This is a genomic window from Pseudomonas sp. GW821-FHT09C09 (genome assembly GCF_059418105.1).
Genome location: NZ_JBWKPF010000007.1, coordinates 220,290 through 242,631 on the forward strand (window position 1 = coordinate 220,290; position 22,342 = coordinate 242,631).

Consider the following 22,342-nt stretch of genomic DNA (forward strand, 5'->3'; position numbering starts at 1 on the left):
GACATGCCTGCTATCCCTCTCGAACATGGTCTGGCGGTTGCCGGCATCCTGTTCTGCCTTGGTCTGGTCGGCCTGATGGTCCGCCGCAACATTTTGTTCGTGTTGATGAGTCTGGAAGTGATGATGAACGCCTCTGCACTGGCTTTTATCGTTGCGGGCGCCCGCTGGGCGCAACCGGATGGACAGATCATGTTCATCCTGGTGATCAGCCTGGCAGCCGCCGAAGCCAGTATTGGCCTGGCGATCCTGCTGCAACTGTATCGCCGCTTCCACACGCTCGATATCGACGCTGCCAGTGAGATGCGCGGATGAACCTACTCTTTCTGACTTTCGTATTCCCTCTGATCGGGTTCCTGTTGCTGTCGTTCTCGCGCGGCCGCTTCTCGGAAAACCTGTCGGCGCTGATCGGTGTCGGCTCCATCGGCCTGTCTGCCATCGTCGCGGCCTACGTGATCTGGCAGTTCAACGTCGCTCCACCAGAAGGTGGCGTGTACGTCCACGTACTGTGGAAGTGGATCTCGGTGGAAGGCTTCCAGCCTAACTTCGCCCTGTACCTGGATGGTCTGTCCGTGACCATGCTGGGTGTGGTGGTCGGCGTGGGTTTCCTGATCCACCTGTTCGCCTCCTGGTACATGCGCGGTGAAGCCGGTTACTCGCGCTTCTTCGCCTACACCAACCTGTTCATCGCCAGCATGCTGTTCCTGGTGCTGGGCGATAACCTGCTGTTCATCTACTTCGGTTGGGAAGGCGTGGGCCTGTGCTCGTACCTGTTGATCGGTTTCTACTACAGCAACCGCAACAACGGTAACGCCGCACTGAAAGCCTTCATCGTCACCCGTATCGGCGACGTGTTCATGGCGATCGGCCTGTTCATCCTGTTCCAGCAACTGGGCACGCTGAATGTCCAGGAACTGCTGGTGAAGGCGCCTGAGCACTTCAAGGTCGGCGATTTCTGGATCGTGCTGGCAACCCTGATGCTGCTGGGTGGTGCGGTCGGTAAATCGGCTCAACTGCCGCTGCAGACCTGGCTCGCGGACGCGATGGCCGGTCCTACCCCGGTTTCGGCACTGATCCACGCTGCAACCATGGTTACTGCGGGTGTCTACCTGATCGCCCGTACCCACGGTCTGTTCGCCCTGGCGCCGGACATCCTGCACCTGGTCGGCATCGTTGGCGGTGTGACCCTGGTTCTGGCAGGTTTTGCCGCACTGGTTCAAACCGACATCAAACGTATCCTCGCCTACTCGACCATGAGCCAGATCGGCTACATGTTCCTGGCGCTGGGCGTTGGTGCCTGGGAAGGCGCGATCTTCCACCTGATGACCCACGCCTTCTTCAAGGCCCTGCTGTTCCTTGCGTCCGGCGCGGTGATCGTTGCCTGCCACCACGAGCAGAACATCTTCAAGATGGGCGGCCTGTGGAAGAAACTGCCGCTGGCCTACGCCAGCTTCATCGTCGGTGGTGCCGCTCTGGCCGCCCTGCCGCTGGTGACCGCAGGTTTCTACTCCAAGGACGAAATCCTCTGGGAAGCGTTCGCCAGCGGCCACAACGGTCTGTTGTACGCCGGTCTGGTCGGTGCGTTCATGACCTCGCTGTACACCTTCCGCCTGATCTTCATCGCGTTCCATGGTGAAGCCAAGACCGAAGCTCACGCCGGTCACGGCATCGCTCACTGGTTGCCACTGTCGGTGCTGATCGTGCTGTCGACTTTCGTCGGCGCCATGATCGTTCCACCGCTGCACGGCGTACTGCCTGAGAGCGTTGGCCATGCCGGTGGCGAAGCCAAGCACAGCCTGGAAATCGCCTCGGGCGCCATCGCCCTGGCCGGTATCCTGCTGGCGGCCCTGCTGTTCCTCGGCAAGCGTCGCTTCGTGACCGCGATCGCCAACAGCGGCATCGGCCGTTTCCTTTCGGCCTGGTGGTTCGCTGCCTGGGGCTTCGACTGGATCTACGACAAACTGTTCGTGAAGCCGTACCTTGCGATCAGCCACATGCTGCGCAAAGACCCGCTCGACCAGACCATCGGTCTGATCCCGCGCATGGCCAAGGGGGGTCACACCGCCCTGAGCCGTACCGAAACCGGTCAACTGCGTTGGTACGCTGCTTCGATGGCTGCTGGTGCCGTGTTGGTCATCGGCGCTGTCGTGCTGGTAGCGGTCTGATATGAACCTTGCGAATTTGCGAAAGGAAACGAGCCCGTCATGATTCTGCCTTGGCTAATCCTGATCCCCTTCATCGGCGGCCTGCTGTGCTGGATGGGTGAGCGCTTCGGCGCTACCCTCCCCCGCTGGATTGCGCTGTTGACCATGACCCTGGAACTCGCCCTCGGCCTCTGGCTGTGGGCCCACGGTGACTATTCATTTGCTCCGGCGCCTGGCGCCGATCCGACCTGGGCGCTTGAGTTCAAGCACGTCTGGATCCAGCGCTTCGGCATCAACGTGCACCTGGCCCTCGACGGCCTGTCGCTGCTGATGATCCTGCTGACCGGTCTGCTGGGTATCCTGTCGGTACTTTGCTCGTGGAAAGAGATCCAGCGTCACGTTGGCTTCTTCCACCTGAACCTGATGTGGATCCTGGGCGGTGTTGTCGGCGTGTTCCTCGCCCTCGACCTGTTCATGTTCTTCTTCTTCTGGGAAATGATGCTGGTGCCGATGTACTTCCTCATCGCGCTCTGGGGTCACAGTTCTTCGGACGGCAAGAAAACCCGTATCTACGCGGCGACCAAGTTCTTCATCTTCACTCAGGCTTCCGGCCTGATCATGCTGGTGGCGATCCTCGGTCTGGTACTGGTCAACTACAACAGCACCGGCGTGATCACCTTCAACTACGCCGACCTGTTGAAGACCAAGATGTCGATGACCACCGAGTACATCCTGATGCTCGGCTTCTTCATCGCCTTCGCGGTCAAGCTGCCGGTGGTTCCGTTCCACTCCTGGCTGCCTGACGCTCACGCCCAGGCGCCGACTGCAGGTTCCGTCGACCTCGCCGGTATCTTGCTGAAAACCGCGGCCTACGGTCTGCTGCGTTTCGCCCTGCCGCTGTTCCCGAACGCCTCGGCCGAATTCGCGCCGATCGCCATGACCCTTGGTCTGATCGGGATCTTCTACGGTGCGTTCCTGGCGTTCGCGCAAACCGACATCAAGCGTCTGATCGCCTTCTCGTCCGTTTCCCACATGGGTTTCGTACTGATCGGCATCTACTCCGGCAGCCAACTGGCGCTGCAAGGCGCCGTGATCCAGATGCTGGCCCACGGTCTGTCGGCCGCGGCACTGTTTATCCTGAGCGGTCAGCTGTACGAGCGCCTGCACACTCGCGACATGCGTGAGATGGGCGGTCTGTGGTCGCGTATCGCTTACCTGCCGGCGATCAGCCTGTTCTTCGCAGCCGCCTCCCTGGGTCTGCCGGGCACCGGTAACTTCGTCGGCGAGTTCCTGATCCTGATCGGCACCTTCGCCAGTGCGCCATGGATCACCGCGATTGCCACCTCCGGTCTGGTGTTCGGTTCGGTCTACTCGCTGATCATGATCCACCGTGCCTACTTCGGTCCGTCCAAATCGGATTCGATCCTGCACGGCATGGACGGTCGCGAACTGATCATGGTGCTGGGCCTTGCGGTACTGCTGATTTACCTCGGCGTCTACCCGCAACCGTTCCTCGACACTTCTGCCGCCACGATGCATGGCGTGCAGCAGTGGCTCGGCACCGCCTTCACTCAACTCGCTTCGGCCCGGTAAGAGCGCTATGGAATTCACGATTCAACACTTTATTGCGCTAGCGCCACTGTTGATCACCAGCCTCACCATTATCGTGGTGATGCTGGCAATCGCCTGGCGCCGCAACCACTCGCAGACCTTCCTGATTTCGGTGGCGGGTCTGAACCTGGCCTTGCTGTCGATCCTGCCGGCCCTGAAAGTCGCGCCTCTGGCCGTGACTCCATTGCTGCAGATCGACACCTTTGCCTGCCTGTACATGGCGCTGATCCTGGTCGCCACCCTCGCCTGTGTCACCCTTGCCCACGCCTACCTCGGTGATGGCGGTTCGGGTTACCCGGGCAACCGTGAAGAACTGTACCTGCTGATCCTGATGGCCGCCGCCGGTGGCCTGGTTCTGGTCAGCGCGCAGCACCTGGCCGGATTGTTCATCGGTCTGGAACTGCTGTCGGTGCCGGTCTACGGTCTGGTGGCCTACGCCTTCTTCAACAAGCGTTCGCTGGAAGCCGGCATCAAGTACATGGTGCTGTCGGCCGCCGGTTCCGCGTTCCTGCTGTTCGGTATGGCGCTGCTGTACGCAGACTCTGGTTCGCTGAGCTTCGTGGGTATCGGTCAGGCACTGGCCACCACCAACCTGCCAAGCTCGCTGGCGCAACTGGGCCTGGGCATGATGCTGATCGGTCTGGCGTTCAAGCTGTCGCTGGTACCGTTCCACCTGTGGACGCCGGACGTGTACGAAGGTGCTCCGGCACCGGTGGCCGCGTTCCTCGCCACCGCGTCGAAAGTGGCTGTGTTCGCGGTAATGGTTCGTCTGTTCCAGATCTCCCCTGCCGCAAGCAGTGGTGTTCTGAGCAACGTCCTGACCATCATCGCCATCGCCTCGATCCTGTTCGGTAACCTGCTGGCCCTGACCCAGAGCAACCTCAAGCGTCTGCTCGGTTACTCCTCCATCGCGCACTTCGGCTACCTGCTGATCGCGCTGGTGGCGAGCAAGGGTCTGGCGGTGGAAGCCATCGGCGTGTATCTGGTCACCTACGTGATCACCAGCCTCGGCGCCTTCGGCGTGATCACCCTGATGTCCTCGCCGTACAACGGCCGTGACGCAGACGCGCTGTACGAGTATCGCGGCCTGTTCTGGCGCCGTCCGTACCTGACCGCCGTACTGACCGTGATGATGCTGTCCCTGGCCGGTATCCCGCTGACCGCTGGCTTCATCGGCAAGTTCTACATCATCGCCACCGGTGTCGAGTCGCACCAATGGTGGCTGGTCGGTTCGCTGGTACTGGGCAGCGCCATCGGCGTGTTCTACTACCTGCGCGTGATGGTCACCCTGTACCTGATCGAACCGAACCTGCGCCGCCACGACGCCCAGCTGCACTGGGAACAGAAGGCAGGCGGCGTAATGCTGCTGGCAATCGCCCTGGTTGCGTTCTTCCTCGGCGTCTACCCACAACCGTTGCTGACCCTGGTTCAGCAGGCGGGTCTGGCGGGCTGATTGCTCTGCTGGAATGGGCTACAAACAGAAACGGCACCTTCGGGTGCCGTTTTTGCGTTTGGGGAATATAGTTCTTGAAAGAGGGGCGGAAAAATTGAGCGAACCTAATAAACCAGCATTGAGCGAACACAAAACCCTGCCCCAAGCACCTGTAAAACCGTCTGCTCCACCATCCAGAAAGACGTACGACGATGTTAACGGTGGTCCCAATAGGAATCAGAAATGAAAGCGACCAACGGCCCGTCCAAACCAGAAAATCTGACTAGACCGACACCACCAAAAAAGCCTTCTGCACCAGTGGTACGCCGTGTTGTCAACGAGAGAGTTATCAATAGAAAGGAAATAGCGTTAGATAACAGGTGACCATCAATCGAAGCCATTCGACCAATATTTATCACTCAAAACAACGGCATCTTCGGATGCCGTTGTTTTTTTCTGCGGTTTCACTTCAAAAGTCTCTGGCATCGGCTGAATCCTGCATCTGGGCGGCTGAGTTTTTTGTAGGAGTTGACGAAGGTAGCGATCCCTTAATCGTAAACGCCACACTCTCCTTAGGAGTTTTCCTGCAATTCACTGGGCAATGTATGACATTCGAAAGGAACCTTTTTCCAGTAAATTCGAAGATCAACTTTCAAGAGGAGATCGCGAACCATGAAGCGAGATATTTTTTCAGAGTTGATGGACGGCCTCGAAGCATTAGCCGAAGAACGTAAAGGCAAAGTCACCTTGAAAAAAACGCGCGCACAACGGATCGGAACCATGAAGGGCAAACTCACACTACCCAATGACATCGACACCTCTCTGCCAGAGGATTTGCTGGATACCTTTGAAAGGTAGAAACACACATCTGCATACATGGAACGATCAGACCCACCCTGTGGTGAGTTTTGCCCGCATCCACCTAACGAAATTGTAATTCCCCGATCACCTTGGCGTTATCCGCAGCCTGCAACGATGTCACCCGGCGACTCTCCCGGCGGGCCCTTGCCCGTCGAACAATAAAACCCACGCCGAAGCACGTTCCCGTTCTGCCGAACTCAGGAGTGATTGATGGTTAACAACACAAAAATATCGATGGCCGCTTTAGCAGTGGTTGTCGGCGCCGGGCCGTCCACGGTGTTTGCAGAAGACAAACCCGAAGGGTTTATCGAAGGCAGCAGCCTGACGGTGCTCAACCGCAACTTCTATTTCAATCGTGATCACCGCAACGGCCAGTCCAGCCCTACCGGCAATGGTTATTCCGAAGCCTGGGCCCATGCGGTCATCAGCAAGTTCGAATCCGGTTTCACCCAGGGCACCGTCGGGGTCGGGGTGGATGCTTTCGCGATGATCGGCCTGAAACTCGACACCGGTGACGGCCGCAACGGTGGCCGCAGTTCGTTCGATGTGTTGCCGGTCGACAGCGACGGTAAAGCGCGGGACGAATACACCAAGGTCGGTGGTGCGGCCAAAGTGCGTGCCTTCGATACGGTGGTGAAAATCGGCGATGTGTTCCCGGCCAACCCGGTAGTTGCAGCGGGTGATTCACGACTGCTGCCGGAAAGCTTTCGCGGTGTGACGGCGACCAACACCAGCATCGAGGGGCTGTCGATCCAGGGTGGCCGGTTGCATGCGATGAGCCAGCCGGTGTCCAGCGACATGCGCGAGAACTTTGCAACCTTCTATGCTGGTCCGGTCAACTCGCCCTGGATCGCCTACGGCGGTGGCGATTATGCGCTGAACAAAAACCTCAGTTTCAGCCTGTACTCCAGTCGCCTGAAAGATGCCTGGAACCAGTATTACGCCGGCACCGCCTGGACGTATCCGCTGTCGGATGACCTGTCGTTGTTCGGTGGCCTGAACTATTACAAGGCGGTCGATGAAGGCAAACAACTGCTCGGTAAATTCAACAACAACATCTGGAGCGGCCGGGTCGGCGTGAAACTCGGCGCGCATTCCGTCGCCCTTTCCCATCAGCGCAACAACGGTAACGATGATTTCGATTACCTGCGCCAGTCCGACTCGATCTTCCTCGACAACTCGATCCAGTACAGCGACTTCAACTCACCCAAAGAGCGTTCGTGGATGGTGCGCTACGACCTCGACATGACCACTTACGGCGTGCCGGGCCTGTCGTTCATGACCCGTTATGCCCGTGGCACCGATGCCGATTATTCCAACGCCAACGCCGTGTACATGCGCCGCGATGCCGAAGGCAATCCGCTGACTGACCAGAAGCGCTGGGAGCGTGATATCGAAGTCAAATACGTGGTGCAGAGCGGTTCGATGAAAGACCTGTCACTGCGTCTGCGCCAGGCCACCACCCGTGCCACGGCGTTCGAGTCGGATCTGGATGAAGTACGGGTGATTGTCGAATACCCGCTGGCGATTCTCTGAGTTTCACGAGCAACACACATTCACCTTTAGAAGCTCCTTGCTCCTTTGGTAAGAGGTGAATTTTTTGGCGTCCTTCGGGGCGCCTTTTTTATGTCTGAAAAAAAGCCCGACTCACTGAACATGAACCGGGCATTTGTGCCGCTACAGGTACTATCCACCCTGCTGACGGCAGGTGCCCATCACGCTGTACGTGACGGTGTTGAGTTGCCCTTTGGAATCTTCATAAGTCATCGCAGCCGGCACCACCGCGCATTCATTTTTCGGCCGGACAACGCTCACCACTTTCTTCACATCCAGCTTCATTCCGTACGTATATTCCTTGACCACCGGCGCAGCTTTGCCCTGGGCCGCCGCGTACTGCTCCATGGCCTGGGCATTGGCGCTGAGCGCCCGGTCAAACGTTCTGTCGCCACCGCCTTCGGCCAACGCATTCAAGGACATCGCCATGACACCGGTGAATGCCAACCACTTTAGAAATTTCATATCCAGCTCCTTCAAAACACGACTCATAAAAAAGCCCACCATCGAAGCGCGATGACGGGCTCATTCACTGGCGGCACGCTTACAGGTCTTGGGTCTGTTCGGCCTTCTTGTCGTTCACGACAACGGGATCCCGGGCCTTTTCCTTGGCAACGAACAGCTCCATGGAGCGGTCATTGTTGGTCATCATCCGGTCGAAAGTGCGGTCGCCGCCACCTTCGGCCATCGCCAGGGAAGACACCGCCAACGCCAACAAAAACGCACCGATCTGTACAGGTTTCATGGTTGATTCCTCATTTAAGTAACTGACGGGATCAAGGTAACAATCCGAACCTTTCGTGACGGTGGCGCCGAAATTACATATCCGTTATGTAGAAAGGCCCGCAGTTGCGGGCCTTTTGTTAAGCAAAAAGTGACTAGGCTGCCGTGGGTGACTCCTCGTCCCGGCGATGCGCAATCTGATAAAGCGCCGGCAGAATCAGCAGCGTGAGAATGGTCGAGGACAGGATCCCGCCGATCACCACTGTGGCCAGCGGTCGTTGCACCTCGGCCCCGGTACCGGTCGCCAGGGCCATCGGAATGAAGCCCAGGGACGCCACCAGCGCGGTCATCAACACCGGTCGCAACCGTGTCAGCGCGCCGACATTGATCGCCTCGGACAGCGAACGCCCTTCCTCCCGCAGATTGCGGATGAACGCAATCATCACCAGGCCATTGAGCACCGCCACACCGGACAATGCGATAAACCCGACACCCGCGGAAATCGACAGCGGAATGTCCCGCAGCCACAACGCCATGACCCCACCGGTCAACGCAAACGGAATCCCGGTAAACACTAGCAAACCGTCCTTGAGGTTGTTGAACATCATGAACAGCAACCCGAACACCAGCAGCAACGCCACCGGCACCACGATCTGCAAGCGCTTGGCCGCCGATTGCAGCTGCTCGAACTGCCCGCCCCAGGTGGTCCAGTAACCCGCCGGCACCTGCACGTCGCGCTCGATCACTTCGCCCGCCTCGGCGACAAAAGAGCCGATATCCCGCCCACGCACGTTGGCGCTGACGATCACCAGGCGCTTGCCGTTCTCGCGGCTGACCTGATTCGGCCCCAGCACCAGATCGAGGCTGGCGACATCCTTGAGCGCAATGAAACCGATCTGACTGACGGCATCACCACCCGCCGCCGGCACCGGAATCAGCAGCGCCGACAGCCCTTCGATGTCCTTGCGCATCGCGTCGGACAAACGCACCACCATGTCGAATCGGCGGTCACCTTCATACATCGTCCCGGCCTTCTGCCCGCCGACAGCCACGGCAATGGTGTCCTGCACATCGCCGACGTTGAGCCCGTAACGCGCCGCCTTGTCGCGATCAATGTTGATGGTCAACACCGGCAGCCCGGTGGTTTGCTCGATCTTGACCTCGGATGCGCCGTTGACCTTCTGCATGGCGGCGGCGATCTTCGCCGCCGTGACGTTGAGCACGTCCATGTCATCGCCGAACACCTTGACCGCCACATCGCTGCGTACGCCGGAGATCAGCTCGTTGAAACGCAACTGAATCGGCTGCGACAGTTCATAGTTGCTGCCCGGCAGCGTTGCCGCGGCTTGCTGCAGTTCGGCCATCAGGGTTTCGCGGGACTTGCCTGGGTCCGGCCATTGGTCCTTGGGCTTGAGCATCACGTAGCTGTCGGAGATGTTTGGCGGCATCGGGTCGGAGGCGATTTCCGCCGTGCCGGTGCGGGCGAATACACGCTCGACTTCCGGGACTTTTTTGAGGATCAACGTTTCCAGCCGCTGCTGCATGTCCACCGATTGCGTCAGGCTGGTGCCCGGCACACGCAACGCCTGCAAGGCAAAATCGCCTTCGCTGAGACTCGGCACAAACTCGCTGCCCATGCGGCTGGTGACCACGCCACTGAGCACGATCACACCCAACGCCGCGCCGACCGCCACAGCACGGTGCGACATCACCCAGTTCAGCGCCGGTGCATAAACGCGACGCGCACCGCGCATCACCACGCCCTCTTCTTCCTTGACCTTGCCGGTGACGAACAGCGCAATCGCGGCAGGCACAAAGGTGACAGACAAGAGCATGGCGCCAAGCAACGCGATGACCACGGTGAACGCCATCGGATGGAACATTTTCCCCTCGACGCCGCTCAGGGCGAAGATCGGCAGGTACACGACCATGATGATCAACTGGCCGAAAATCAGCGGTCGCCGCGCCTCTTTCGCCGCTGCAAACACTTCATGGAAACGCTCGGACCGGGTCAGCAGCCGCCCGTGATGCTGCTGCGCATGGGCCAGCCGTCGCAGGGTGTTTTCGACGATCACCACCGCGCCGTCGACGATGATGCCGAAGTCCAGCGCACCAAGGCTCATCAGGTTGGCGCTGACCTTATTGCTGGACATCCCGGTGAAGGTGAACAGCATCGACAGCGGAATCACCATCGCGGTGATCAGCGCAGCGCGGATGTTGCCGAGGAATAGAAACAGAATCGCGATGACCAGAATCGCGCCTTCGACGAGGTTCTTCTTCACCGTGGCGATGGCCTTGTCGACCAGATGCGTGCGGTCGTACACCGGCACCGCGATCACGCCAGCGGGCAAGGATTTGTTGATCTGTTCGAGCTTGGCGGCGACGGCCTGGGAGACCGTACGGCTGTTTTCGCCGATCAGCATGAACACCGTACCCAGCACCACTTCCCGGCCATTTTCCGTGGCGGCGCCAGAGCGCAGCTCGCGGCCGATATCCACGGTGGCAACGTTCTTGATCCGGATCGGTGTGCCGTCGACGTTGGCCATGACGATGTTGGCGATGTCCTCGGTGCTCGCCACCTGACCGGGTGCGCGAATCAGCAATTGCTCGCCGCTGCGCTCAATGTAACCGGCGCCGACGTTGGCGTTGTTGCGCTCCAGCGCCGTCACCAGATCGGTGAGGGTCAGCTTGTAGGCCGCGAGTTTTTTCGGATCGGGCGCAATCTGGTACTCCTTGGCAAAGCCGCCGATGGTGTTGATCTCGGCCACGCCGGGGACGTTGCGCAGTTGCGGCTTGATGATCCAGTCCTGGATCACCCGCAGATCGGTCGGTGTGTAGGGTGTGCCGTCATCTTTCAGCGCGCCCTCCCTGGTCTCGACCGTCCATAAAAAGATCTCGCCGAGCCCGGTGGAGATCGGCCCCATCACCGCTTCCACGCCCTCGGGCAATTGCTCCTTGGCGGACTGGAGGCGCTCGTTGACCAGTTGCCGGGCAAAGAACAGGTCGGTGCCGTCCTTGAAGATCACCGTGACCTGGGACAACCCCGAGCGCGACAGCGAGCGGGTCTGCTCCAGCGCCGGCAGGCCGGCCATTGCGGTTTCAATCGGAAAAGTGATGCGCTGTTCGGTTTCCAGCGGCGAGAACCCGGCCGCGCCGGTGTTGATCTGCACCTGGACGTTGGTGATATCGGGCACGGCGTCGATCGGCAGTTTCTGGTAACTGGCGATGCCGAGGCCGGCCATGAGCAGAACGGCGAGCAGCACGATGATGCGCTGCTCGATGGCAAACTGGATCAGGCGTTCGAACATGGGAGTCTTCCGCGATTAATGACTGTGCTCGGCCGAGGCTTTGCCCAGCTCCGATTTGAGGACGAAGCTGCCGGCGCTGGCGACTTGCACGCCCGGTTCCAGCCCGGCGGTGACTTCCACCTGCCCCGCCGCGCGACTGCCCAGCTCCACCGCTTGCGCCTTGAAGCCGTCGTCGGTGCGCACGAATACCGTGGGTTTGTCCTCGACGGTCTGGATCGCGGTTTCCGGTACGGCGACCTTGGCCTGACGGCTGTCGGTCGCAACCAGCGCGGTGACAAACAGCCCGGGGCGCCATGAGCCTTGCGGGTTTTCCAGGGTGACGCGCACGGTCGCGGTGCGGGTCTGTTCGCCGAGCAGGCTGCCGACGTATGCCACGGTACCGGTCACTTCAGCGTTCAATTCCGCCGCGCTGACGGTGACGGGTTTACCCACTTGCACCTTGTTGAGATCTTTTGGCGAAACGCCGAAGGTGACCCAAACCCGCGACAAGTCCGAGAGCGTGAACGCCGCCGTGGTTTCATCGACCACTTCCCCCGGCGTCAGGTGTTTTTCCACCACCACACCGTCGAACGGCGCGCGCAGTTCATAGCGATTACCACCAGTGGCAACCACGCTGCCGCTGAGCACGCTGATCTTTTGCCGGGCGTTGCTCACGGCGATCTCGGCTTCTTCCAGGGCCTGACGTGCCTGGAGAAAATCCTGTTCGGCGGAGATCTTGTCCTGCCACAGCTTCTTCTCGCGTTCGAACGTCGTGCGCGCCAGGGCCAGCCGGCGTTGTGCGGCCGCCTGTTCGCTGCGCTGATCGGAAATCTGCTGACTGGCGATCACGGCCAGCAATTGACCTTTCTTCACCGACTGCCCGAGATTGACCGACACCGACTCGACCACCCCCGGTACACGCGGCACCACATGGGCGGTGCGGTCTTCGTCGAAACGCACTTCGCCGGGGAACGGCAAGCCAAGATTGATGCGCTGCGCCTTCGCTTCAGCCACTTGAATCCCCGCCGCCGTGATCTGCTCGGCCGTCAATTCGATGTGCCCTTCTTCGCCATGCTCGCCTTCGGCGGCAGCGCCCTCTTCTGCGTGATCCGCGTGCTCGGAGGCTTCATCGGCATGCGCATCGATGCCCGAGTTGCCCGCCCACATCGAGCCGATACCAATGCCCAACGTCAAGGTCGCCGCAGCGACCACGATCAGTTTTTTATCCATGGAAACTCCTCTGCGCCGTGCCGTCGCGCAGTGATCAGAAAATTGAAATTCAACGGCTGACGCCGAGGTCTCCGAAAATGCGTTCGATGCGGACCCGGGCGTCGGTGGCCTCGCTCACCGCCTGGATGTATTGGCTGCGAGCGGCGATCAATGTGCGCTGAGCGTCGAGTACGTCGAGGAAGCCGAACTTGCCCATTTCGAAACCGCGAGTGGCGCTGTCGACCGCACTTTGCGCGGCGGGAAGGATGGTTTGATTGAACGCCTGGATTTCACCGTTGGCGGTCTGCCATTGCTCAAGGGTGGTCTGGATTTCCGTGCGCAGACGCAGCTCAGTGGCGTTGCGCAGGTCCCGTGCCTGGTCGGCACGCCGCGCCGCCGCCAGTACGTTGCCCTGATTGCGGTTGAACAGCGGAATCGGCATCGACAACCCGACCACGTTGACCCGCTCGCGCTCGGTTTCGCTGTACTGACTGCCGATGCTGACGGTGAGATCGGGAATCCGCTGGGACTTTTCCAGCCCCAGCGACGCCTCGCGTTGATCGATCTGCAACCTGGCCAGGCGCAGCTCCGCCGTTTCGTTCAGACGCTCAAGCAAACGGGTCGGCGGTGGGAAGCTTGGCAGGCCTTGAGCAGCGCTTTGCACCGTGGTCGATGTCGGCAACGGTGCACCCATGACCTGCGCCAGTTGCTGGTACGCATTGGCCTGATCGCGCTCGGCGCGACTCAGCTCCAGGCGCACTTCAGAGAGCTGCACTTGCGCCCGCGTGCCTTCCACCGGCGATGACTTGCCCGCCTCGATCCGCCCTTTGGCCACACGCAAGCCGTGTTCGGCCAATTGCAGCGACTGACGGCTCAGTTGCAAACGTTGCTGCGCAGTTTGCGCACCGTTGAACGCTTGAATGACATCGGCGCGCAACGCATTGCGCTTGCGCTCCAGTTCGAGGCCGGCGGCATCCTGCGCACGGCTCGCCACATCAATCCGCGCGCCACGCTTGCCGCCCAGCTCGATCGGCTGACTGAGCATCACCGTGGTGGTGCGCGACTGGCGCCGAGTGTCTTCGGCCTCCCACGAAACCTCGGGGTTGGGGATCAGGCCTGCCTGTTTGCGGTCACCTTCGGCAATGCCGATTTCCCACTGCGCAGCGGCCAGATCCGGGTTACCGGCGAAGGCGGTTTGCAGGGCCTGATCCAGGGTCAGGGTCGATGCACTGGCAAGGCTTGTACAGGCCAGCAACAAGAGGCCGCTGGCGATTTTTTTCAGGCGTGAGCGCGCCGTCCGTTCTATTAAACCGGGCAATGGAAGACTTCCTTTAATCAAGAATCTTTGATTGCGCCACGGTAGGGTTTTGAACTTATCGACAAGGTGACTGGAAAATTACAAATCCGTTATCCACGGTTTATCGAAGTTGTTTTGCTCTAGGATTCCGGATTCGAATGGCGTTGTAGCAACACATGGAAACAAATACACGTTAGTTATCTGCCGAACAGCACTTGCCGAAATCGAAGTCATGAAAAAAACCGCTCACTTGCTGCGACAGGCTGTCGCGGACAGCCGGTTTAAAGGGCTTACACGTTGACTCTGTAGCCACTACAGCCTTTACCTTGCACGCCATCCAGCAACAGAAACCGTCCGGAAGACCTTACAAAAACAACAACTTTCCTGGCCACCTTAATTAAATATCCATTGAATAAAAGTGGTGAAAGATCATGCGAATCCTTGTCGTCGAGGACGAGCTTAAAGCTGCCGAATACTTGCATCAGGGACTGACCGAAAGTGGTTATATCGTTGACCACGCCGTGAATGGCGCCGATGGATTGCATCTGGCGCAACAACAGGTTTATGACCTGATCATTCTGGATGTGAATCTGCCGGAACTCGACGGCTGGAGCGTGCTTGAACAACTGCGTCGTACTCACTCCACCCGGGTGATGATGCTCACCGCACGCGGTCGCCTGGCGGACAAGATCCGGGGGCTGGATCTGGGCGCCGACGACTATCTGGTCAAACCGTTCGAGTTCCCCGAACTGCTGGCCCGGGTGCGCACCCTGATGCGTCGCAGCGAAAACATCCCGGTGCCGCAGGTACTCAAGGTCGCTGATCTGGAACTTGACCCGGGCCGTCACCGGGCGTTTCGTGGCTCGCAGCGCATCGACCTGACCACCAAGGAATTCGCCCTGCTGCACCTGCTGATGCGCCAGTCCGGTGAAGTGCTGACCCGCACCCAGATCATCTCGCTGGTGTGGGACATGAATTTCGACTGCGACACCAACGTGGTCGAGGTCTCGATCCGCCGCTTGCGGGCGAAGATCGATGACCCGTTCGACAGCAAGCTGATCCACACCCTGCGCGGTGTCGGCTATGTGCTGGAGGCACGGGAATGAAGCCGGCCAGCCTGTCGCTGCGACTGGGGCTGACCGTCAGCATTCTTGGCGCGCTGCTGGTGGTGTTTCTGGCGATCCTCGCGTATTTCGCCCTGACCCATGAACTGAACGCGTTGTCCCGTGACAGCCTGGAAAAGAAGATGGCGCAGGTGGAACACAGCCTGTCGCTGTACGTCGATGCCAATGAAGTCAGCGGCAAGCCGCACATTCTGCTCGATCAGGTCATGGGGCATGACAACCTGACGCTGACGATTTATGACCGGGGCAATTTGCGCTCGCCATTGCTCAAGTCCGGAACAGGATTGACGGACCCACGGATTGAATTGAAAGCGGTGCGGGCAACGACCGATCAGTTGTCGTACACCGACAGCATCGATGCCGAAGGTGCGAAATTTCTCACCGCCTCGAAGCTGATTCGTCTGAAGGACGGCAGCAACGTGCCGGTGTTGTTGTCGATGGACAATGCTCACGATCAGGCCCTGCTCAGCGCCTATTTGCGCTCGACGCTGATGGCCTTGCCGTTGCTGCTGGTGTTCATCGGCCTGACCGCCTGGGGCGCGGTGCAGCGCGGACTGGCGCCGCTGCGCGAGTTTCGCAAGGTGGCGGCCCGGGTGACCACCCAGGACCTCGACCACCGGTTGTCGGTGCTGAACATGCCTCAGGAACTGAGCGAACTGGCACAAGGCATCAACGTCATGCTCGATCGCCTGGACAGCGGCGTGCAGCAGTTGTCGCAGTTCTCCGATGATCTGGCCCACGAACTGCGTACGCCGATCAACAACCTGATGGGCAAGGCGCAGGTCACGCTCTCGCGCAAGCGTACGGTCGAGGACTACAAGGACGTGTTGGTGTCGTGCACTGAGGAACTGGAGCGCATCGCGCGGATTGTCTCGGACATGCTGTTTCTGGCCCAGGCCAGTCAGCCGATGGCGCACGCGTCGTTCGAACCGATTGCACTGGAAGATGAGGCGTTCAGGGTGGCCGACCTGTTTTCCCTGTCGGCGCAGGACAAGCAGATCCATCTGAAGGTGGTCGGCAGCGCCCGGGTGTCGGGCGACCGTTTGATGATCCAGCGGGCGATATCGAACCTGCTGTCCAATGCCCTGCGCCATTGCCCGGCCGGCAAAACCGTTTCGCTGTTCATCGAGCAGGCGCCAACACAAGTGGTTCTGCGGGTAAGCAATCCCGGCGCGGGTATCGAAGCGCAGCACCTGCCGTATCTGTTCGACCGTTTTTACCGGGTCGACAGCAGCCGCGCCCGCTCACAGGGCAGCACCGGTCTGGGGCTGGCCATCGTGCGCTCGATCATGAGCCTGCATTCAGGCACCGCGCAGGTGCAGAGCCGTCCGGGGACGACGGTTTTCAGTCTGGTGTTCCCTGTTTTTGCGGAAAGGCACTAAACCCTTCCAACAAATTTGTGCGGTGTTTTCTCAATCTTCGTCAGAAAAATCACCGCACAAGTGCGCCATACCTCCATGCAAATCCTTCAGTGCGATTTTGCGTCAGTCTCACGATGAAGCGTCTGACAAGGACAGGGAAAAACTTCGCAGACGATTGGTTCCTGATCGTTTCGCTCTCCTTCTTGCACGCCGCTCCCGCCCCTCCAAAACAAGCCTTTGCGTTGATCCTGACGCGCCTATTCAAGATTTATCAGTACGTATTTCGGCGCAGGTAAAAACCGCGAACGGAAACGTCTGGATATTTTTGACCCCCTCGTCACTGCCCTCTTAGATTCGGCTCGTGCTTGCAACAGCACACTCAAACAACAACCAAGGAGAAACCTCATGGGCTACATGGGCAGCTGGAACGCCAACCAGATCGATGAACTCGACGAACAGGAAACCCCTTCGGCCGAGCAGATCGAAGCACTGCAACTGACCGAAGAAGAACAGGCGGAACTGAACGCCGAGTGACAAGACCCGCGAGGGCCGCGCGCCCTCGCGGGCTTTCCAGGAAGGTACTCATGGACAAGACACGGATGGCCGAGCGTGAGCTGACGGCCGATCAGGCAGAGCGACGTATTCAGATCGAGCTTTCACGCCTCGGCCTCACGCCGGTAACCCGCACACTCGGCAGCAAGGTGGTCGCCGTTCAGGCGAGTCTTCACGGCAGCGACAATCGTCATGCCCGTGGCGGTGGCAAGGGTTATACGGATCAGGCACACCTGGGGGCGCTGTATGAAGCCCTCGAACATTATTGGACGGATGAACGCTTTGCGACCGATGTTCACCACGAGACGGAGCGCTATTTCAAAGACTCGCCGATCTTTGCCGATGACTCGCTTCTGCACAGGCTCACCTGTCAGCAGAATGTGCGCATCCCCTGCAGGACCTACGTCTGTCCGCCGTGGCATGACCGTTTTTCCTATCCGGTTGCGCTGACTTCTCCCAACGGCTCACTTCAGCCTTCTTCACCGGACACGGCCGACTGCCGCATGGTGCGACGCTACGCCAGCAACAGCGGCACCGCCATTGGCGCCACTTACAGCGAAGCGATGTTGCACGCCGCCAACGAATGCATCGAGCGCGATGCCGTGTCGCTGTTTCTGCTCAATCATTTCTATTACGAAAACCACCCGCCTCTGCGACGGGTGGCCCGCCCGAGTGACGGCGATGACCTCGGTCGTCTGTGGGCCGATGCCGAACAGGAAATCGGCGGAGAAATCGTGCTGGTGGATATCAGCAGTGAGTTCAAGGCACGAACCTTTCTGGCCTTCACGACGAAACCGGGGCCTCATCCACAGGTTTACGGCAGTGGCTGTTCACTCGACCCACGTCACGCCGCATGGCGTGCGCTCAGTGAACTGGTGCAGTTGCAATTGAGTGCCGCCGAGCCCGAATACCACCAGTCCCTGACCAATGCATTGCGCAACCTGCAGCCCTTCCCGCGCCTGCTGCGCTGCGCGCAATTCGATCCGCAGACGCTGTTGCATCGCTGCCCGCAACACGAAGTAGCGCTGCCCGGCGTCAGTGAGGACATGTCCGTGTACGATCAACTCCACTTGCTGACTCAAGACCTGCAAAGCCACGGCCGTAGGCTGGGCGCTTCGATCCTGCAGCAAACCGGGCTCGGCACAACCCTGCTCAACGTGGTGATTCCCGGACTGGAGAGGTTCTTCGTGGTCTCCAGCGGCAACGTTGTCATCCCACAGGCCCGGGGTCGTACTCTGGAGAGAGCCGCCCCATGAACCGACTCGATCGCTCCCGGGAACTGGCATTGGCCAGTTCCATGGCCCGACACCTGAACGAGAACGGTGGCGTCGGCCATTACCTCGAACCGCCAGGCAGCGGACTGCATCATGTTTTTTTCCTGCGGGTGAATGGCGAGGTCTGGGTCGGCCGCAAGCGCCTGCAACGTGACCGGCATTTTCGATGGCAGTCCAGCAGCGCACTCAAGCCCTGCATGTTGCTGGGTCCGCATCTCCACTCACTATGGGGGGATGAGGGTTTGTCGATCGGCTATCGGACTGCCTCTGTCGAACAGAGGGCGCAGACCTTTGAACGAGCTTTACGTCTGGCTGACAGCGAGATCCTGTTCCCGTTTCCGATAGTTGACGCGGCAGGACGGGAAGTGGTTTGTCCGGCTGACTTCTGGCAATGCAGCGAATCACTGGCCGAACAATTGAACAACGATGAGCAACACCTGCGCGAACAGTGCGCGGGGCTGCTCCAGGCAATCACCGAAACCGGCGCGTTGATCTACGACCCCGCCTGTTCGACGGGCGAATTCATCGCTCACCTCGCCCGCGCCCTGCCCGACTGCCTGTGCCTGGGGAGTGATCGCTCAGCCTCGATGATTGAACACGCCAGGCAATGTCATGGCGGGACGTCCGTTGATTTCCATTTGCTGGATGCGACCGAGGCCTTCAATGCCGGAATTCGCTGCGATGTACTGATCCTGCGTTTCCTCAATGTCGAAGTCTTGACCCGCTCTGAAGCCCGGACCGCATTCGAATCGCTCATTCGTTGCGTCAAGCCTGGCGGCAGAATCCTCGTCTTCGGTCACACCCCGGTGCTGATCCCTGTCGTCTGGCTCGCCGCCGCTCACAACCTGCAACTGGAATCCAGCGTCGCGGCACGTCCGGGACAAACGGAACTGTTCCAGTTCTATTGCCTGAAGGTCGCGAGCGCATGACATTTTCCCTGCAAGGCAGAGGCTTTTACCCGACCGACGACGGTCATCAACTCTATTGGGAACGGCATGGGATCACGGGAGGCGAACCGGTGTTTTTCCTGCATGGAGGCCCCGGCGGGCGAATCAGCCGCCATCACCTGGAATTCTTCGACCTGCGCCGTTTCGACATCATCCTGTTTGACCAACGCGGTTGCGGGCGCTCGACGCCTTACGGCGAATTGCGCGACAACACCACAGGCCTGTGTGTCGAAGACATCGACGCTCTGCGCCAGCATTTCGGCTTCGAAAAGATCAGTGTGCTCGGTGTTTCGTGGGGCAGTTGGCTGGCAATCCAGTACCAGCAGCGCTATCCGCAGCACCTGCTGAAAACCACACTGGTTTCGGTGTTCGTACCTTTCGCGGCCAATGTCCGGGCGTACGACCGGGCACTCAATGAGGGGCCGGCACAATTGCCGCAAACCGCGTCAGGCCATCGCGCCAGGGACATCTTCCGGATACTCGGCGAAGGCTGCCCGTTGCAACAGCGCGTTGCCGCCATCGAATGGCTGAATGCTGTACTGCGCCGCACGGGCCAGACGGTTTGCCCCGGCGCACTGGAGAGCTTCGTCGATCAGGAAGCGGTACTCGCCATCCGTCTGGAATTGCATTACCACCTTCAAGGCTATTTCTTCCAGCCAAGGGACCAGAAGCTGACCCTCGACGACAACACCCTGCTGATCCAGGGCATCCGCGATACCTTCGGCATGGCCAGCGTGCGCTGGCTCAGGCAACGCATGAACATTCACTGTCGTTTGCTGCACGCCGGGCACAACGCCTTCGAAAGCGCCATCCTCAAAACCGTGCGCCGGGCGGTGAAACGTGAAATCGAGAGCTGAAAAAAACGGCACCCGAAGGTGCCGTCCTGTCCCGCACAAACGCTTACTTGCGTGCCGCCTCCCACGACTTGAGCAGTTCGTTGTAGCTCACGGTTTCGCCTTTCGGTTTTTCGTTCGCCAGTTTCGGCTTCGGTGCACCCGGTTGGTCGAACCAGTATTGGGCGTCGCGCTCGGGATTCATTTTCGGCGCGCAGGTGGCCTGGGCCTTGGAGCGTTCCAGACGGGTCATGATCGCGTCCTGATCCTTGGCCAGGCCGTCGAGCGCCTGTTGCGGGGTCTTGTCGCCACTGGCGGCTTCGGCGATGTGGCTCCACCAGAGTTGTGCCAGACGTGGGTAGTCCGGCACGTTGGTGCCGGTCGGCGTCCATTGCACCCGCGCCGGGCTGCGGTAGAACTCGACCAGGCCACCGAGTTTCGGTGCCAGGTCGGTCATGGCTTGCGAGTTGATGTCCGACTCGCGGATTGGCGTCAGGCCGACGATGGTTTTCTTCAGCGACACGGTTTTCGAGGTCACGAACTGTGCGTACAGCCAGGCCGCTAGTTTCTGTTTCTCAGGCGTGGACTTCATGAAGGTCCAGGAACCCACGTCCTGATAACCCAGCTTCATGCCCTCTTCCCAATACGGTCCGCGTGGCGACGGCGCCATCCGCCATTTCGGCGTGCCGTCGGCGTTGACCACCGGCAGGCCCGGTTTGGTCATGTCAGCGGTGAACGCGGTGTACCAGAAGATCTGCTGGGCAATGTTGCCCTGGGACGGCACCGGGCCGGACTCGGAGAAGGTCATGCCTGCCGCCTCCGATGGCGCGTAGGCCTTGAGCCAGTCCACATACTTGGTCGTGGCGAACACCGCGGCCGGGCCATTCGTGTCGCCGCCACGGGTCACGCTGGAGCCCACCGGATGGCAGTCCTCGACGCGGATGCCCCATTCATCCACCGGCAAGCCGTTGGGCAGGCCCTTGTCGCCGCCCCCGGCCATGGAGAACCAGGCATCGGTGAAACGCCAGCCCAGCGACGGGTCTTTCTTGCCGTAGTCCATGTGCCCGTAAATACGCTTGCCGTCGATTTCCTTGACGTCTTCGCTGAAGAATTTGGCGATGTCTTCATAGGCGGACCAGTTCACCGGCACGCCCAGTTCATAGCCGTACTTTTCCTTGAACTTGGCTTTCAGGTCGGCGCGTTCGAACCAGTCGGCGCGAAACCAGTACAAGTTGGCGAATTGCTGGTCAGGCAATTGATAAATCTTGCCGTCCGGCGCAGTGGTGAAGGAAATGCCGATGAAGTCCTTGATATCGAGGGTCGGTGAGGTGAAGTTCTTGCCTTCGTTGGCCATCAGGTCGGTGATCGATTCGGTCTTGCCATAGCGAAAGTGCGTACCGATCAGGTCCGAGTCGTTGACCCAGCCGTCGTAGATGTTCTTGTCCGACTGCATCACCGTCTGCATTTTTTCCACGACATCGCCTTCCTGCAGCAGGTCGTGGGTCAGCTTGATCCCGGTGATTTCGCTGAAGGCCTTGGCCAGCACCTTGGATTCATATTCGTGGGTGGTCAGGGTTTCCGAGACGACCTTGATGTCCATCCCGCGAAACGGCTCGGCGGCCTTGATGAACCACTTCAACTCTTCAAGTTGCTGCTCCGGTGTCAGGGTCGACGGCTTGAACTCGGCGCCGATCCATTTTTTTGCCGCGTCCTCGTAGGCATCGGCCCAGGCGGATGCGCTCAAACCGCTGAGTGCCAGCATGGCTGCCAATGAAATGCTATGTCGCAGCTTATTGTTTTTGTCGAACATAGAGACCTCCTGTTTAAGTTCTGGAGCAACATTGCCGAGCGATTCGACTAGCCCCAACGCATCACAGCCAACAGCCACACCAGGGACAACGCGGACGCCACCCAGATGCTCCAGTCGGTTACGCCGATCACCAGCAGATGCAGGTAGGCGCTGCCGAGAAGACCGATGAACAAGCGATCGCCACGGGTGGTGGCAATCGGCAGAAACCCTCGCCGCAGGATGCTCGGCGAGCGCAGCTCCCAGGTGGTCATGCCCACCAGGATCAAGCCAATCACGATGAAAAACGCCGCCGTCGGGACGGTCCAGCTCATCCATTCCATCATCAG

General features: G+C 59.8%; 19 protein-coding genes. 12 read left to right on the forward strand and 7 right to left on the reverse strand.

What is annotated here, in order from left to right:
• Nucleotides 1–3 precede the first annotated feature (3 nt).
• The 6 genes from nuoK (at nucleotide 4) to AC07NR_RS22300 (ending at nucleotide 7,581) form a co-directional block, all read left to right on the forward strand.
• Nucleotides 4–312, forward strand: coding sequence for an NADH-quinone oxidoreductase subunit NuoK (gene nuoK, locus AC07NR_RS22275; RefSeq protein WP_003180046.1), 309 nt, complete (start codon nucleotides 4–6; stop codon nucleotides 310–312).
• Entirely contained in the window at nucleotides 309–2,162 is a 1,854-nt protein-coding gene (nuoL, locus tag AC07NR_RS22280; protein WP_495079480.1) for an NADH-quinone oxidoreductase subunit L, read from the forward strand. Before nuoK ends, nuoL begins: the two co-directional genes overlap by 4 nt.
• A gap of 39 nt (nucleotides 2,163–2,201) precedes the next feature.
• On the forward strand, nucleotides 2,202–3,734 hold the full coding sequence (gene nuoM / locus AC07NR_RS22285) for an NADH-quinone oxidoreductase subunit M (protein ID WP_007951464.1): 1,533 nt from the start codon (nucleotides 2,202–2,204) through the stop codon (nucleotides 3,732–3,734).
• Between the two features lie 7 nt (nucleotides 3,735–3,741).
• The gene (gene nuoN, locus AC07NR_RS22290) at nucleotides 3,742–5,205 is read left to right on the forward strand and encodes an NADH-quinone oxidoreductase subunit NuoN (RefSeq protein ID WP_102622478.1); all 1,464 of its coding nucleotides are present in this window, start codon (nucleotides 3,742–3,744) and stop codon (nucleotides 5,203–5,205) included.
• A gap of 651 nt (nucleotides 5,206–5,856) precedes the next feature.
• A complete protein-coding gene (locus tag AC07NR_RS22295; protein ID WP_432217116.1) occupies nucleotides 5,857–6,042 on the forward strand; it encodes a hypothetical protein in 186 nt (61 codons plus the stop codon).
• 213 nt (nucleotides 6,043–6,255) lie between these two features.
• A complete protein-coding gene (locus AC07NR_RS22300) occupies nucleotides 6,256–7,581 on the forward strand; it encodes an OprD family porin (protein ID WP_495079481.1) in 1,326 nt (441 codons plus the stop codon).
• Between the two features lie 150 nt (nucleotides 7,582–7,731).
• Here the strand turns inward: AC07NR_RS22300 and AC07NR_RS22305 are convergent, their stop codons facing one another.
• The 5 genes from AC07NR_RS22305 to AC07NR_RS22325 form a co-directional block, all read right to left on the reverse strand.
• Entirely contained in the window at nucleotides 7,732–8,064 is a 333-nt protein-coding gene (locus AC07NR_RS22305; RefSeq protein ID WP_248743190.1) for a DUF2790 domain-containing protein, read from the reverse strand.
• 79 nt (nucleotides 8,065–8,143) lie between these two features.
• The gene (locus tag AC07NR_RS22310) at nucleotides 8,144–8,344 is read right to left on the reverse strand and encodes a co-regulatory protein PtrA N-terminal domain-containing protein (protein WP_248743191.1); all 201 of its coding nucleotides are present in this window, start codon (nucleotides 8,342–8,344) and stop codon (nucleotides 8,144–8,146) included.
• A 133-nt stretch (nucleotides 8,345–8,477) separates the two neighbouring features.
• The gene (locus AC07NR_RS22315; protein WP_495079482.1) at nucleotides 8,478–11,630 is read right to left on the reverse strand and encodes an efflux RND transporter permease subunit; all 3,153 of its coding nucleotides are present in this window, start codon (nucleotides 11,628–11,630) and stop codon (nucleotides 8,478–8,480) included.
• Nucleotides 11,631–11,645: 15 nt separating this feature from the next.
• Complete coding sequence (locus AC07NR_RS22320; protein WP_423203821.1) at nucleotides 11,646–12,839, reverse strand: efflux RND transporter periplasmic adaptor subunit; 1,194 nt, start codon at nucleotides 12,837–12,839, stop codon at nucleotides 11,646–11,648.
• A gap of 49 nt (nucleotides 12,840–12,888) precedes the next feature.
• Nucleotides 12,889–14,136 (reverse strand): TolC family protein, encoded by a 1,248-nt coding sequence (locus AC07NR_RS22325; protein ID WP_495079483.1) that lies wholly within the window; start codon nucleotides 14,134–14,136, stop codon nucleotides 12,889–12,891.
• A 410-nt stretch (nucleotides 14,137–14,546) separates the two neighbouring features.
• Here AC07NR_RS22325 and AC07NR_RS22330 point away from each other — a divergent pair, with 410 nt between their 5' ends.
• The 6 genes from AC07NR_RS22330 to AC07NR_RS22355 all read left to right on the forward strand — a co-directional run bounded on the left by AC07NR_RS22330 (nucleotide 14,547) and on the right by AC07NR_RS22355 (nucleotide 20,230).
• On the forward strand, nucleotides 14,547–15,221 hold the full coding sequence (locus tag AC07NR_RS22330) for a heavy metal response regulator transcription factor (RefSeq protein ID WP_085745970.1): 675 nt from the start codon (nucleotides 14,547–14,549) through the stop codon (nucleotides 15,219–15,221).
• Entirely contained in the window at nucleotides 15,218–16,621 is a 1,404-nt protein-coding gene (locus AC07NR_RS22335; protein ID WP_495079484.1) for a heavy metal sensor histidine kinase, read from the forward strand. The genes AC07NR_RS22330 and AC07NR_RS22335 overlap by 4 nt, the downstream gene beginning before the upstream one ends.
• A 384-nt stretch (nucleotides 16,622–17,005) precedes the next feature.
• On the forward strand, nucleotides 17,006–17,134 hold the full coding sequence (locus AC07NR_RS22340) for a hypothetical protein (protein ID WP_256576931.1): 129 nt from the start codon (nucleotides 17,006–17,008) through the stop codon (nucleotides 17,132–17,134).
• Between the two features lie 50 nt (nucleotides 17,135–17,184).
• Nucleotides 17,185–18,408, forward strand: a complete 1,224-nt coding sequence (locus AC07NR_RS22345) for a YcaO-like family protein (RefSeq protein ID WP_495079485.1) — start codon at nucleotides 17,185–17,187, stop codon at nucleotides 18,406–18,408.
• The gene (locus tag AC07NR_RS22350; protein WP_495079486.1) at nucleotides 18,405–19,355 is read left to right on the forward strand and encodes a class I SAM-dependent methyltransferase; all 951 of its coding nucleotides are present in this window, start codon (nucleotides 18,405–18,407) and stop codon (nucleotides 19,353–19,355) included. Before AC07NR_RS22345 ends, AC07NR_RS22350 begins: the two co-directional genes overlap by 4 nt.
• Nucleotides 19,352–20,230: an alpha/beta fold hydrolase gene (locus AC07NR_RS22355; RefSeq protein WP_495079487.1), complete on the forward strand. Its 879-nt coding sequence runs from the start codon at nucleotides 19,352–19,354 to the stop codon at nucleotides 20,228–20,230. Before AC07NR_RS22350 ends, AC07NR_RS22355 begins: the two co-directional genes overlap by 4 nt.
• A 43-nt stretch (nucleotides 20,231–20,273) precedes the next feature.
• On the opposite strand, the gene AC07NR_RS22360 is transcribed toward AC07NR_RS22355, so the two are convergent.
• Both AC07NR_RS22360 and AC07NR_RS22365 read right to left on the reverse strand, forming a co-directional pair.
• Nucleotides 20,274–22,016, reverse strand: coding sequence for an ABC transporter substrate-binding protein (locus AC07NR_RS22360; RefSeq protein WP_495079488.1), 1,743 nt, complete (start codon nucleotides 22,014–22,016; stop codon nucleotides 20,274–20,276).
• Nucleotides 22,017–22,063: 47 nt separating this feature from the next.
• Nucleotides 22,064–22,336, reverse strand: a complete 273-nt coding sequence (locus tag AC07NR_RS22365; RefSeq protein WP_039767461.1) for a DUF2160 domain-containing protein — start codon at nucleotides 22,334–22,336, stop codon at nucleotides 22,064–22,066.
• Nucleotides 22,337–22,342: the final 6 nt, after the last annotated feature.